Annotated in this window: 11 protein-coding genes, 1 tRNA gene and 1 pseudogene; 8 read left to right on the plus strand and 5 right to left on the minus strand. The window is 67.4% G+C overall.

Annotation, left to right across the window (positions count from 1 at the left end; translation table 11 throughout):
* Positions 1-129 precede the first annotated feature (129 nt).
* Complete coding sequence (locus AC3WT0_RS18960; protein WP_492754990.1) at positions 130-921, plus strand: class I SAM-dependent methyltransferase; 792 nt, start codon at positions 130-132, stop codon at positions 919-921.
* An 11-nt stretch (positions 922-932) separates the two neighbouring features.
* Here AC3WT0_RS18960 and AC3WT0_RS18965 read toward each other — a convergent pair whose 3' ends face one another.
* Positions 933-2,213 (minus strand): PAS domain-containing protein, encoded by a 1,281-nt coding sequence (locus AC3WT0_RS18965; protein ID WP_492754991.1) that lies wholly within the window; start codon positions 2,211-2,213, stop codon positions 933-935.
* A gap of 145 nt (positions 2,214-2,358) precedes the next feature.
* Here AC3WT0_RS18965 and AC3WT0_RS18970 point away from each other — a divergent pair.
* Positions 2,359-2,434, plus strand: a tRNA-Thr gene (locus AC3WT0_RS18970).
* On the opposite strand, the gene AC3WT0_RS18975 is transcribed toward AC3WT0_RS18970, so the two are convergent.
* From AC3WT0_RS18975 to AC3WT0_RS18990, 4 genes are all read right to left on the minus strand, one after another.
* On the minus strand, positions 2,405-4,084 hold the full coding sequence (locus AC3WT0_RS18975) for a recombinase family protein (protein ID WP_492754992.1): 1,680 nt from the start codon (positions 4,082-4,084) through the stop codon (positions 2,405-2,407). The genes AC3WT0_RS18970 and AC3WT0_RS18975 overlap by 30 nt on opposite strands.
* Positions 4,085-4,102: 18 nt before the next feature.
* Positions 4,103-4,351: a hypothetical protein gene (locus AC3WT0_RS18980; RefSeq protein WP_492754993.1), complete on the minus strand. Its 249-nt coding sequence runs from the start codon at positions 4,349-4,351 to the stop codon at positions 4,103-4,105.
* 115 nt (positions 4,352-4,466) lie between these two features.
* Positions 4,467-4,760, minus strand: a complete 294-nt coding sequence (locus AC3WT0_RS18985; protein ID WP_492754994.1) for a type II toxin-antitoxin system RelE/ParE family toxin — start codon at positions 4,758-4,760, stop codon at positions 4,467-4,469.
* Positions 4,757-5,035, minus strand: coding sequence for a CopG family ribbon-helix-helix protein (locus AC3WT0_RS18990; RefSeq protein WP_492754995.1), 279 nt, complete (start codon positions 5,033-5,035; stop codon positions 4,757-4,759). The genes AC3WT0_RS18985 and AC3WT0_RS18990 overlap by 4 nt, the downstream gene beginning before the upstream one ends.
* 245 nt (positions 5,036-5,280) lie before the next feature.
* On the opposite strand from AC3WT0_RS18990, the gene AC3WT0_RS18995 reads away from it, so the two are divergent.
* The 6 genes and pseudogenes from AC3WT0_RS18995 to AC3WT0_RS19020 form a co-directional block, all read left to right on the plus strand.
* Positions 5,281-6,180: a hypothetical protein gene (locus AC3WT0_RS18995; RefSeq protein WP_492754996.1), complete on the plus strand. Its 900-nt coding sequence runs from the start codon at positions 5,281-5,283 to the stop codon at positions 6,178-6,180.
* 100 nt (positions 6,181-6,280) lie between these two features.
* On the plus strand, positions 6,281-8,434 hold the full coding sequence (locus AC3WT0_RS19000) for a ParB/RepB/Spo0J family partition protein (RefSeq protein WP_492754997.1): 2,154 nt from the start codon (positions 6,281-6,283) through the stop codon (positions 8,432-8,434).
* A 146-nt stretch (positions 8,435-8,580) separates the two neighbouring features.
* A complete protein-coding gene (locus AC3WT0_RS19005; RefSeq protein ID WP_492754998.1) occupies positions 8,581-8,775 on the plus strand; it encodes a hypothetical protein in 195 nt (64 codons plus the stop codon).
* A 130-nt stretch (positions 8,776-8,905) separates the two neighbouring features.
* The gene (locus AC3WT0_RS19010; RefSeq protein ID WP_492754999.1) at positions 8,906-9,418 is read left to right on the plus strand and encodes a UCP036055 family protein; all 513 of its coding nucleotides are present in this window, start codon (positions 8,906-8,908) and stop codon (positions 9,416-9,418) included.
* Positions 9,415-10,245 carry a DUF7007 domain-containing protein gene (locus tag AC3WT0_RS19015; RefSeq protein WP_492755000.1) on the plus strand — a complete coding sequence of 277 codons (831 nt, stop codon included), beginning with the start codon at positions 9,415-9,417 and terminating at the stop codon, positions 10,243-10,245. Before AC3WT0_RS19010 ends, AC3WT0_RS19015 begins: the two co-directional genes overlap by 4 nt.
* A gap of 222 nt (positions 10,246-10,467) precedes the next feature.
* Positions 10,468-12,720 (plus strand): annotated as a pseudogene (locus AC3WT0_RS19020) (strawberry notch-like NTP hydrolase domain-containing protein); the annotation flags it as partial.
* Positions 12,721-12,820: the final 100 nt, after the last annotated feature.

Raw genomic sequence — 12,820 nt, forward strand, 5'->3', positions numbered from 1 at the left:
CGCGCCCCTTATGATGGGTGCGTCGCTTCTTCGGCCGCTATGCGCCCGGCGGTGATTTTGCTCAAGCCTTGTGGCGCGAAGGTCTTTGGCTGAGGCATAAGGGGGCGCCAGCCCCGCCCCGGAGTGAAGATGAGCGAGAATCAGATCCGTTTCGACGACGGCGCGGCCTATGAACGGCTGATGGGCGTGTGGAGCCGGCTGGTCGGCGAGATTTTCCTCGACGGCCTCGCGCCTGACCGGGGGCTGAGCTGGATCGACGTGGGCTGCGGCAACGGGGCCTTCACCGAACTGATCGTCGATCGCTGCGCGCCCTCGGCGATCCTGGGCGTCGATCCGTCCGAAGGCCAGATCGCTTTCGCGCGCGCCCTCCATTTGTCGGGATTGGCGCGTTTCGAGCGGGGCGATGCACTGGCGCTGCCTGCGAAGGATGCGAGCTTCGACGCCGCAGTGATGGCGCTGGTCCTCTTCTTCGTGCCCGATCCCGCGGCCGGGGTTGCCGAGATGAAGCGCGTCGTGAAGCCGGGCGGCAGCATTTCCGCCTATCTATGGGACATATTGGAGCCGGACGGATTCCCCATGCACCCGATGCAGCAGGAACTGCGCGAAATGGGGTTTACGCCGATATTGCCGCCGCGCGCCGACGTCTCGACGATAGCGGCGATGCGGGCGTTGTGGGCTGAAGCTGGATTGACCGATATCGCGACCTGGCAGGTCGATGTCGAACGCAGCTTTCCGGATTTCGGGGATTTCTGGGAAACGATACTGATCGCGATCGACATGCGCGACAATACGCGCGCGATGGGCGGCGAGGCGAGGGGCGAGCTCAAGGCCCGCCTCCGGGCGCGCATGACGCCCGACGCCGCCGGGCGCGTCGCCTATCGCTCGCGCGCCAACGCCATCGCCGGCCGCGTGCCGGGATAAGCCGCGACGCCTCAGCGCGCCGCGATCTTGAGCGCGCGATCGATGAGTTGCTGATCGCCGGTGATCGGCGCAACCACGGCGAGCGTGCCGGCGCTTTCGCGGCGTGCGACGAGCAGGACGAATTCCGCGTCGCCGGTATCGAGCGCGACGGTCGCTTTCGCCGGCAGGCTGCGCAGCTTGGCACGCGCTGCTTCCGGGGCGGCGGGTTTGGCGGCCGGTGCGCGCAGGCGGCGTTCGGCGAGCACGATGCCCTTCACTCCGCCCTCGTGATTCTCGATCAGCGTGACGAGGCCGCCGACGGGGATGCCGAGCCGGTTCGCGTGCGACAGGACCGCCGCATATTCGGTGAGGCGCGTCTTGTCGTAATTGATGCCGAAGACGAGCTTGACGATCGGCGTCATCGGTGCGCGGACCTGCGCCGTCAGCCCGGCATCCTCGAGGATTTCGGCATAGTCGTCGGGCAGGGCATCGGCCGCGATCGCGAAATCATGCGCGCGGCCGAGCGCGGCATAAAGCGCGGCGCGGCTGCGGCCCTCGCTCTGGCGGACCGCGTCGGCGCTGTCGCGCGCGGCGGCCAGCCAGTCGTGCAGGCCGGCGTCGGCATCGAGCGCCACCGGCTCCTCATCGACCTCATAGTCGATCGGCTCGCCGATCATCGGTTCGGAATTGGGGCCGTCCGCCCAGGCCGAAACCCCGCCCTGCGCAATCTGGCGCGGCGTGTCGCGCAGCGCCTGGCCGACTTCGAGCACAAGCTCTTCGGCGGCATCGTCCTCGACGACTTCCTTCCAGTTGATGACGCCGTAGATGAAGTCGATCGAATCGTCGTCCGACGAGAAGGGCATCAGGATGCCGCGATACATGGTGTTGCGGCCTCGGCTGTTGACGAACTCCGCCTCGAAGCCGATCGGCGCGCGGTTGGCGATGATCTGCAGATAATGGTCGGTCAGGCGCGACAGCAGCGATCGGCTGGGCACGTCGGCGATCGACTTGATTTCCTGCGCCAACCCGCATTCCTCGCGCAGATCGCGGCCGAGCCAGGCGATGCCGGGATTCTCGATCCCGCCGGTGAAATCGAGCAATACGCTGTGCGATCCGAAATCCTGGATGCTCGCGGGCTCCAGATCCTCGATCGAGGGATAGGCGCGGCCCGAAAGCAGCGACACCCAGTAATTATAGGCGCGGACATGCATGCGACGCTCGTCAGTGCCGATGGCGGGCGGCGCCTCGACGGCGGCATCGTCGAACGCGGCGTCATCGCGCTCGTCCCGATCGAATCCCCGCAACGAATCCATCTCTACCCCCGGCAAATCCATCTTGGGGCCGATTGTGCACGGGCATGGTAAACGAAGCGTGAAATATTCGGGCCGCGTCGGGGCAGGCACGCAAGACCGCTTGCCAGTCCGCGCCGGCGCTGATAAGCGCACCCCCCGCCGGCAAGCCGCCTTAGCTCAGCTGGTAGAGCATCGCATTCGTAATGCGAGGGTCACAGGTTCGAGTCCTGTAGGCGGCACCATTTCGGTCCGAAAGGACGAGTCCCTAGCACCGCCGCCTCTACGCCAGAGGCGGCGGTGAGGGTTCGCAGTAATTCGGTACGCGTGCCGCGGATGCGGACGTCCGTTTTGCTGACCACTTCTACCCGCTGCGCGACGGCCCGAACATAGTTCCGCGCGTAGGAGCCGTCGCCGTGCCGGAGCTTGCTCTTTGCTACCCGCGCAAAGGTGTGCAGGCTCTCAGCCGTGATCTCCGGGTTGATGCGCTCGATATGCGCCACAGCCCGGTCGGCATCGCCCCTGGCCTGATCGCGGATCGCGGTCAGCTCGGCGATCCGGGCCTTGAGCGACGGGTCGGCCATGTTGACCAGTCCATTCTCGATCGCCTCGTAGAGCCGGGCGAGCTTCGTGTCTGCCTCCGTCGCGCGACGTTCCATGTCGGCAACGTGCAGCCGGCGCTCGGTCACCCAGTCGTCCCGCCGGGCGATCATATGGTCCATCATGACAGCGAGACGATCCGGATCGAGCAGCCGCGTTTCGAGATGCTCGACCACGGCCGCGTTCAGTTGGTCCATCGGCAGCGTGACGCCGGAGCATCCCGTCTTGCCCTTCACTGCCTTGGTCGCACAGGTATAGTAGCGATACTCCCGGCCGCTCCGGCTGGTGCCGGTGCGCAGCGTCATCGAGCCGCCGCAGCAGGCGCAAAAGCAGATGCCCGTCAGCAGCGTCGATCCGCCCACCGCGCGCGGCGCCATCATCTTCGGGCTGCGCGCCTTGAGCGAGCGCTGCACCGCCTCGAACTCCGCAACCGTGACGATCGGCGGCACTTCCATGATGGCGTGCTCCTCCGCCGGTTTGGCGCGGCCCTTCTTGACATCGTAGGTGTTGAAACGGTGCTGACCGATATAGGTGGTGCGCGTCAGCACCTGATGGACCATGCCTTTGCCCCAGCGTCCGCCATAGCGGGTGCGGATATTGTTCTCGTTCAGCCAGCAGGCGATCGCCATCACGCCGACCGGTCCGCGGTTGTCAGGCCCTTCCAGCGCAAGCCGGAAAATCCGCCGCACCGTCTCGGCATGGATCGGATCGACCTCCAGCTTCTTCTTGATCTTCGCGCCACGCTGTTCGGCATCGACCACTCGATAGCCGATCGGCGGCCGAGCGCCGTTCCAGAAGCCCTGTCGGGCGTTCTCGTTCATCGCGCGCAGCGTATGCTTGGCGGTCTCCTTCGACTGATATTCGTCGAACAGCGTCATGATCCGGCGCATCATCTCGCTCGCCGGGTCGTCGCCGAGCACCTGCGTGATCGAGACGACCCTCACGCCGTTCTTCGCCAGCTTGCGCAGGTAGAACTCGAACTGGAACTGATCGCGGAAAAAGCGCGAGAAGCTGTGGACGATGATCGTGTCGAACGCAGGCGGCTTCTCCAGCCCCGCGTCGATCATCGCCTGAAAGGCGGGACGGCGATCGTCGGCGCCCGACACGCCGGGTTCGACGAACTCGGCCGCGACCTCCCAGCCTTGCGAGAGGCAATACGCCTCAAGCTGGCGGCGCTGGTCGGGGATCGACAGATCATGGTCCGCCTGGCGCGGGGTCGAGACGCGCAGGTAGAGCGCGGCGCGCGCCGTCGCCACGACCGGCGCCTCCGCTTGTTCAAGGACGGCACTGGTCATGACACGATGCTCCTCAATTCACGGCAAGGGACCGAACAGCGCGTCCAGTTCCTCGCGCAGATGGCCCTCAAGGACGCGCAGCTCGGCGTCGCCGATCGGCACTTGCTCGGGCCAGTCGTCGGTGACGACGATCTGACTGTTCTTTGCGTTGGCAGCCCGCGCGGACGGGCGCCGTTCCTGTTGCGGCTGCATATAGTCGTGCAGATCGTCGAGACCTTCCGACCATCCGCGCGGCGTGCGGAAACGGCGTTTGCGAGACAGAGCCATCCATACAAGCTGACGGTCGGCGGCAGGCGGCGCAAATGGCGTATCGCAGCGTAGCGCAGATAGGGGCGAACTGCGGCGTGCTGCGTTGTAGCGCTGTTGTCGGCCGGCGCGATCATCACTCGTCCGACTCGAAGCTGCGGTTCTCGCGGCAATGCCAAAGCCGCAGGATGAAGATCGTCGCGTCGGCGATCTCGTAGCGCAGCTCGTAATTGCCGACGATGATCCGCCGGACCTCGCGCGGCGCATAGGCGTCCAGCTTCTCGCCGATCCGCGGATAGTCGAGCAGCCGATCCGGCGCACGGGCGAGCTGCTGCACCACGCGAGCCGCCGCATCGGGCGCGACCGGGCGCAGATGCTCGTGCAACCGCACGAGATCGGAGGATGCCTTGCCGGTCCATTTGATCCTCATGCCACGGGCGGCGGCAAGGGCTTGTCCGTGCCGAGGCTATCCGCCCATGCCTGAATGGCCTGGTGGTCGATGACGCGCCCGGCGTCCACATCTTCCAAGGCTTCGAGCGTCATCCGGTGACGCTCTTCCTCCTGATCGACCCAAGCGGCGAGCGCTTGCTTCATCACCCAACCGCGCGAGCGTTCGAGCCGCGTCGCCATCGCATCGACCTTCTCGGCGAGGCCGAGAGGGATATGTGCGGTCAGCACTTTTGTATCGCTCATGTCAATCACCATAAATCAGAGTGATTGCATTCTAATCAAATTCGCCTCTTGGGGCAAGGTGTATGAGCGCATCGCCAGGAGTTGCGAAGGTTTGTTGGGGAAAGCCTTCCCCTGAGCGGGCGCCCTGCGGTCCCCCGCTACCCCTTCGAGCGGGGACACCCCGCAACGCCCCGAGAGTGAGAGCCAGGTCCGGTCAGCCGTGACGGGTCCACGAGGCAGAGGGAGTGGCTCCTGCCGGCCCGTCGCGGAGACATGCGATGGCGCTCACCAGCACCGCCGCCCGCGCCGGTCACGATCAGGCGGGCCTTATCACCCTCGGCCAGAACCCATCCCGTGATCGGGTCCGACTGCGCGTCCTCAGCCTCGGGGCTGGCGTCCAGTCGACCACGCTGGCGCTGATGGCCGCGCACGGCGAGATCGGGCCGATGCCCGACTGCGCCATCTTCGCCGACACCGGCTGGGAGCCGCGCGCGGTGCGTGAACATCTCGCCTGGCTGATGTCGTCGGGCGTGCTACTGTTCCCGGTGCATATCGTCTCGGCCGGCGACATCCGCGCCGATCTGCTGCGCGCGGGATCGGGCGAACGCTGGGCCTCGATCCCCGCCTTCACGCGCACGCTCAAGCGGCACCGCATCGAGATCGGCATGATCCGGCGCCAATGCACCAAGGACTACAAGATCGTCCCGATCCGCCGGAAGGTGCGCGAGCTGGTGGGGCTGACCCGCCGCCGCTCGCCTGACCATCCCGTCGTCGAGCAATGGATCGGCATCTCGGCCGACGAGTTGATACGCATGAAGCCGTCGTTCGAGGCATGGCAGGTCAACCGCTGGCCGCTGATCGAGCAGCGCATGTCGCGGCACGACTGCCTGCGCTGGCTCGAACGACACGACTATCCCATTCCGCCCAAGAGCGCCTGCGTCGGCTGTCCCTTCCACTCCGACATGCGCTGGCGCGAGATCCGCGATCGTGACCCGGCCGCCTGGGATGAGGCCGTCGCCGTGGACCACGCGATCCGCACCGGCCTGCGCGGCATCCGGGGCGAGGTCTATCTGCATCGTTCGGCAGTGCCGCTCGACCAGGCCGACCTCAGCACGCTGGCCGATCGGGGGCAGCTCGATCTGTGGGGCAATGAATGCGAGGGCATGTGCGGTGTGTAACGGCCACAGGCTGAAGAGAGTGAGAGGGGGGCCTTCGGTTTCGTGACGGGCTGGATAGCCGAGAGAGTGTCTCGCGGCGGCCCGTCATGGAGTAACCGACATGGCAAAAGCTGCCCCCATCCCCAAGATCACCCTCAGCCCGTCGCGGGACATTCCCTTCGACAAGCTGTTCCTGTCTCAGTCCAATGTCCGCCGCGTGAAGAACGGCGTGACGATCGAGGACCTCGCCGACGACATCGAGCGGCGCGGGCTGTTGCATGGCCTCAACGTGCGGCCGGAGATCGACCCCGAAGGCAACGAGACCGGCAGGTTCGAAATTCCTGCCGGCGGCCGTCGCTACAGCGCACTGGCGATCCTCGTGAAGCGCAAGCGCATGGACAAGACCAGCCCGGTGCCCTGTGTCGTCAAGTCGGCCGGTGATCCGGTCCTGGCCGAAGAGGACTCGCTCGCCGAGAACACCCATCGCGAGCCGCTTCATCCTCTCGACGAATTCCGGGGCATGAAGGCGCTTCACGACAAGGGCGAGCGCGAGCAGGCCATCGCCGCCCACTTCCGCGTTACGCCTGCTGTGGTCAGTCAGCGTCTGAGGCTCGCTTCGGTCTCGCCCAAGCTGCACGAGGTCTATGCGGCCGGCGACATGACGCTTGATCAGCTCATGGCCTTCACGGTCAGCGACGATCACGCCCGTCAGGAGCAGCTCTGGAAGCAGCTCGACCACAGCAGCAACAGGTCGCCCTCGTTCATCCGCGACAAGCTCACGGAGGACATGGTGCCGGTGTCCGACAGGCGCGTGCTGTTCATCGGCGTCCCGGCCTATCTCACGGCGGGCGGTACGGTCCCGACGCGCGACCTGTTCGAGCCCGATGATGGCGGCTGGCTGTCCGATCCCGCCTTGCTCGACCGCCTGGTCGCCGAAAAGCTCGACGCCGAGGCCGAGACGATCAGGGCCGAGGGCTGGAAATGGGTCGAGGCGCTCATCGATCTGCCCTATGGCTATGACGAGGACTGTCGGGAGATCGACGCTACCCGCGAGCCGCCGACCGAAGCGGACGAGGCTCGTATCGCCGAGCTTCGCGCCGAAGCCGACGCGCTGGAGGAGCAATGGGCGGGCCATGGCGATGTCCCGGCCGAGGTCGAGGCCCGCGTCACCGCCATCGACGTCGAGCTGGCCACGCTGTCGCGCGGCCGCTTCACCTACGACGCGCAGGAGCAAGCCCACGCTGGGGTGTTCGTCGGTCTCGAAGCCGATGGTACGCTCTACATCGACCGCGGCTGGGTGCGGCCGGAGGATGAGCCCAAGGACGAAATCGTCGAACATTCCGCCGACGAGCCCGATGCGGTCGCAGATCCGTCGAGCGATGGACCGGCCGACATCACGGCGCAGGTGAACTCGACCAAGCCCGACGGCGCGGTCGTTTCCGTCGCAGCCGACGGCGACGATGACGATGATGAAGTCATCAAGCCGTTGCCGGACAGGCTGGTGGCCGAGCTGACCGCATCCCGGACGGTCGCCTTGCAGGACGCCTTCGCGCAGAACCCCTCGGTGGCCTTCGCCGCCGTGCTGCACGCGATGGTGCTGACCACCTTCTATCAGGTGCGCACGGAGACCTGCCTGGAGCTGTCCGTCAGCCGCGTCTATTTTCCGTTCCAGGCGCCGGGCCTGCGGGAAAGCGCGGCGGTGAAGGCGATGGAGGAACGCCACGCCGGTTGGAAGGCGCGGCTTCCCAAGTCTGACAGGGATGCCTGGGACGCGATCCAGCAGCTCGACGGCTCCGATCAGGCGGCGCTGTTCGCCCACTGCGCGGCCTATGCGGTGAACGCACTGTGGGAGCCGGTGCCCAAGCATGGCGGCGGTCGCGTCTCGGCGCATGGGGTCGCGCGCCGGATCGAGCACGCCAACGTCCTTGCCCGCGCGATCGGGTTCGACATGGCGGTAACGGGCTGGCGGCCGACCTACGAGAACTATCTCGGCCGCGTCACCAAGCCGCGCATCCTCGAAGCTGTCGCCGAAGGCACGGAACCCCAGAAGGCCGGCCTGATCGACCACCTCAAGAAGGGCGACATGGCTCACGAAGCCGAACGGCTGCTGGCTGATTCCGGCTGGCTTCCCGAGCCGTTGCGGATGCCGAACCTCGAACCCGTCCTGCCGATCGCGGACGCGCCGGTCGACGGCGACGATGCCGAGGCGCTCCCGGCCTTCCTCGGCGAGGATGGCGAAGGCGAAGACTCTGCCTACGCGATCGCGGCGGAATAGCCGCACTCGGGCGGGGCGGTTTCGGCCGCTCCGCCCTTTTTCTACTCGATGCCGACCAACGGCCCCGCCCAGCGCCGGGCCTTTTCGCGTGGCCGCCGGGCCATTTCCGGCCGTGCGGCTTTTACCCTCACCATAGGAGAATCCCCATGAAGATCGACGACATCGCACTGGCGGACGCCGACGTTCTCGCGCCCGTTCTGCTCGCCGCCCTCCAGCGTCTCGGGCAGTTCGGCCGCTCGGGCGCCGTCGCGCTGGCGCGGCAGGTCGAAGACGGCGACGCCGATTTCGACGAGGCCGCTGGCTGGATCGAAGAAATCGCGGCCGGGACGCTCACGGTCTGAGCCGCGCGCCGCCGGTCCCATGACGGGGCCGGCGGCCAGAGCCCGAGGAAGGCCGGGGCCGGGTGAGCCGGCCGGATTGAGAGAGAGCGCCGGACGGCTCGCTCCTTTCCCGCTCTCTCGGAGACCTACCATGTCCACATTTCTCAATCCGTCGGCGCCCGCGGCTTCGGCCCTCGACGGCCATGCCGTCGTCGCGGCCATCCCGCTCGGCGCCCTGCTGCGCTTTTTCGACGGCAGCCCACGACCGCCCGAACGCTTCCGGCGCAAGCTCTCCGCCTGGAAGAACCGCAACGATACGGGCCGCCTGGTCCAGAAGACAGCCGCCTGCACGCTGGGCGGCTCCACGTTCCCGGCGACCTTCATGCTCCACCTCGGCGACTTCGGCTCGAACGGCGTCATCCTCGTGATCGTGAACAGGGGATTTCAGGTCACGACCGACCTTCGGTTCGAGGTTATGGAGCTGCCTGCGCCCGGTATGGTGCGCGTCCTCACCCGCGACGGCGATCGTGAGGAACTGCGTCATCTGGCGCCGGATATGGCGGCGGCCGAGGAATGGATGTCGCGCAACCGATATTCCAACATGGTCGTGGAAGTCGTCGGAGAGGAGAAAGCTGGCGACGCTTTGATCGGGAGGGCGGCATGAACGCCGCCGCTTCGATCCTGGCCGTCTACGGCAGCACCGCCGACAACCATCTGGCCGCGCTGGTTGGCGATACAGCCTATCTCGCCGTTCCGGTCGCGGACGGCTTGCGCATCGCAAGCGCCTGGCGCCTGAACCGACCTATCCCCGAATGGAAACAGGCCGACTTCTATGGCGCTGCCGGCACCGTGCCGAACGAGGCCGGTTTCCGCGCCCATGTCGAGGAGCAGGTCCAGCATCAGCGAGAGCGAAACGCGCTCGACCGACAGCGCCAATCGTCCGATCTCTGGACACCCTGGGGCGGATCGCAGGGCGGCGAAGTCTACGCCGAGGGCGTCGTCTTCCACCACACCGCCAGCCACGGCGGCTTCAATCTCGATGACGCCCGCAACGCGGCTATGCCTGCCGTGCTGCGCGTCGAGGGCGGCTGGTATGAGGAGGACTGCGAATGGGCGAAGGTCGCGTTCGGCTTTCCCGAGCTGTTCACGGCCTATGAGCGGCGCATTGCCGAGAAGACGCTGCGCGACACATTCCCCGAATGTTGGGAAGCTGCCCACGGCAGACCCCTTGCACCGGGCGAATCCTTCCTGAACGACCGCAGGCTGTTCGAGGAGGCGCACGCTCAGGACTGGATCGTCATATCCGCGAGCCGGCCGCAGAGTTCGCCTGGCTCCGTGACGTGCATCGCGGCGCTCGGCGGAAAACGTGACCGGCAGCCGTTTCGGGGTTTCCTCGTCCCTGCGGCCGAATATCGCTCCGGGCCGCATGGCTTCGTGATCGACGAGGCCCGGCACGAAACCTGGGTGCTGCCGACCGCTCCCGACGCCTGACCTTGAGCATAGCCCGTCCCCGTTTCGACCGGGGGCGGGCTCTTTTTTTGTCCGACAGCGGGAGACGGGATTCTCCCTCGCATGGCGATCGGCCCCCGCGATGCGCTCGTGCCCCGCGCCCTCAAGAGAGTGAGAGGCGGGCCGGAAACGGGCGGGTCGGCCGGATCGAGAGAGAGCATCCGGCGGCCCGTTCCATCCCGGCTCTCCTCAAGGACATTCGCCATGACTCTTGCTGCACCCGCTGCCCGTCCGGCGGCGCCGTTTCCCGTCGCGCCCGGTTTCGCCGCGACCGCCCGGTCCATCCTTACCGCCGCCGCGCTCATCCTGCCCGACCTCGAACGCGGCCGCGCGATCGACGCGCGCGCCCTGCGCACCGCGATGGAGACCGCGTTCGGCGGCTCCGACGCCGATGGCGCCTGGGACTGGAAAACCGCCTACGACGCCTGTGAAGCGGCGCAGGTTCTGTTCCTGCGCAAATATGGCGGCACGATCCTGCGCAAGTCCGCCTCGCCGGTCGCCGCGCTCGCGATGATCGAGAAGGTGGCGGCCCTGCTCCCCACCCATACGCGCCGGTCGGAGACCAGCCAGGCGTTTCAGCAATTCTCGACACCGGCCGGGCTTGGCTTCGTGGCCACCTTCGCGGCCGCGATCCGGCCGGGCGACCTGGTGCTCGAACCTTCCGCCGGCACCGGGCTGCTCGCGGTGCAGGCCGAGACGCGCGGCGCGGGCCTGGTTCTCAACGAGCTGGCCGAGATCCGCGCCGAGATGCTCGCCGGCCTGTTCGGCGATTGCCCCGTCACCCGCCACGACGCCGCGCATATCCATGACTATCTGCGCGCGGACATCGTGCCGAGTGTGGTGGTGATGAACCCGCCGTTCTCGGCCGTCGCCCATGTCGATCGGACCATGAAGGACGCGGCGCTGCGCCATATCGGGTCCGCGCTGGCCCGGCTCGCCGAGGGCGGCCGTCTGGTCGCGATCACCGGGGCGAGCTGCGCGCCCGACAATCCCGCCTGGACCGACGCCTTTGTCCAACTTCAGGAGCGTGGCCGCGTCATCTTCTCAGCGGCGATCGACGGCCGGGTCTATGCCAAGCACGGCACGACCATCGACACGCGCCTGACCGTTCTCGAGCGCGTCCCCGCTGACGATCCTCGCCACTTCCCGGCCTCGCCCGGAGTAGCGCCCGACACCGCGACCCTGCTTGGCTGGGTGCTCAATCATGTGCCGCCGCGCGGGGCCGGTCCCGATACGCCGCCGCCGGCCATGCCCGTCGCTTTGCAGGCCATGGCCGCCACGCCCGCGCCCCGTCGTCGAGCCGCCTCCGCGCCTGCGCTTGCGCCCGTCGTGCTGCCCGAGGCGGCGGAGTTGGTCTATGAGCCGATCGAGTGGACGCCCGCCGAAGCCGGCCGTCTGACCGACGCGATCTACGAGCCCTACGCGCTCCAGTCGCTGCGCATCGACGGCGCCAAGCCGCACCCGACGCCGCTGGTCCAGTCGGCGGCGATGGCCTCGGTCTCGCCGCCCAAGCCGAGCTATCGACCGACCCTGCCGGCGAACCTCATCGCCGACAGCATCCTCTCGGACGCCCAGCTCGAATCCGTGATCCTCGCGGGCGAGGCACACGCCGGTCATCTCGCCGGCGCGTGGACGGTGGATGGCACCTGCGATGTCGTCACCGCCGCGCCGGACGATGCGGAACAAGCCGTGCGCTTCCGCCGGGGCTGGTTCCTCGGCGATGGCACCGGCGCGGGCAAGGGCCGCCAGGTCGCGGGCATCATTCTCGACAACTGGCTGAAAGGCCGCCGCCGCGCGGTGTGGGTGAGCCGTTCCGAGACCCTGCATCAGGACGCGATGCGCGATTGGGAGGCGCTCGGCCAGGAGCGCCTGCTGGTGACGCCGCTCTCGCGCTACCGGCAGGGCACGGCGATCACGCTGGACGCGGGCGTGTTGTTCACGACCTACGCCACGCTGCGCTCGCAGGAGCGCGGCGAGAAGGCGAGCCGCGTCCAGCAGATCGTCGACTGGCTGGGCGCCGACTTCGACGGCGTGATCGTGTTCGACGAGGCGCACGCGATGGCGAACGCGGCCGGTGGCACCGGCGATCGCGGCGAGCAGGCGCCCTCGCAGCAGGGCCGTGCGGGGCTTCGGCTCCAGCACGCACTGCCCGACGCACGCATCGTCTATGTCTCGGCTACCGGCGCGACCACCGTGCAGAACCTCGCCTACGCCCAGCGCCTCGGCCTGTGGGGCGGCGAGGATTTCCCTTTCGCCACGCGCAGCGAGTTCATCGCGGCGATCGAGGACGGCGGGGTCGCGGCGATGGAGGTGCTGGCGCGCGACCTCAAGGCGCTCGGCCTCTATTCCGCCCGATCGCTGTCCTTTGACGGCGTGGAATATGAGATGCTCGAACATGCGCTGACCCCAGCGCAGATCGGCATCTACGACGCCTACGCGGGCGCTTTCGGAATCTTATGCGCAGCTGCGCATAAGATCGCTTATCACGAGGTCGCGATAATGTGAAGGAACGCGGCAGCGACGTGGATTCTCCTAATGCGGGGCGATGTTGCTGCGC

It is taken from the genome of Sphingomonas sp. EU05-FHT14C10 (genome assembly GCF_058790595.1).

Coding starts and splice junctions, on each gene's coding strand:
- AC3WT0_RS18965 (WP_492754991.1), bottom strand. CDS start 2,213: ATGGATTCGTTGCGGGGATTCGATCGGGACGAGCGCGATGACGCCGCG.
- AC3WT0_RS19015 (WP_492755000.1), top strand. CDS start 9,415: ATGAACGCCGCCGCTTCGATCCTGGCCGTCTACGGCAGCACCGCCGAC.
- AC3WT0_RS19000 (WP_492754997.1), top strand. CDS start 6,281: ATGGCAAAAGCTGCCCCCATCCCCAAGATCACCCTCAGCCCGTCGCGG.
- AC3WT0_RS19010 (WP_492754999.1), top strand. CDS start 8,906: ATGTCCACATTTCTCAATCCGTCGGCGCCCGCGGCTTCGGCCCTCGAC.
- AC3WT0_RS18985 (WP_492754994.1), bottom strand. CDS start 4,760: ATGAGGATCAAATGGACCGGCAAGGCATCCTCCGATCTCGTGCGGTTG.
- AC3WT0_RS18975 (WP_492754992.1), bottom strand. CDS start 4,084: ATGACCAGTGCCGTCCTTGAACAAGCGGAGGCGCCGGTCGTGGCGACG.
- AC3WT0_RS19005 (WP_492754998.1), top strand. CDS start 8,581: ATGAAGATCGACGACATCGCACTGGCGGACGCCGACGTTCTCGCGCCC.
- AC3WT0_RS18980 (WP_492754993.1), bottom strand. CDS start 4,351: ATGGCTCTGTCTCGCAAACGCCGTTTCCGCACGCCGCGCGGATGGTCG.
- AC3WT0_RS18995 (WP_492754996.1), top strand. CDS start 5,281: ATGGCGCTCACCAGCACCGCCGCCCGCGCCGGTCACGATCAGGCGGGC.
- AC3WT0_RS18960 (WP_492754990.1), top strand. CDS start 130: ATGAGCGAGAATCAGATCCGTTTCGACGACGGCGCGGCCTATGAACGG.
- AC3WT0_RS18990 (WP_492754995.1), bottom strand. CDS start 5,035: ATGGTGATTGACATGAGCGATACAAAAGTGCTGACCGCACATATCCCT.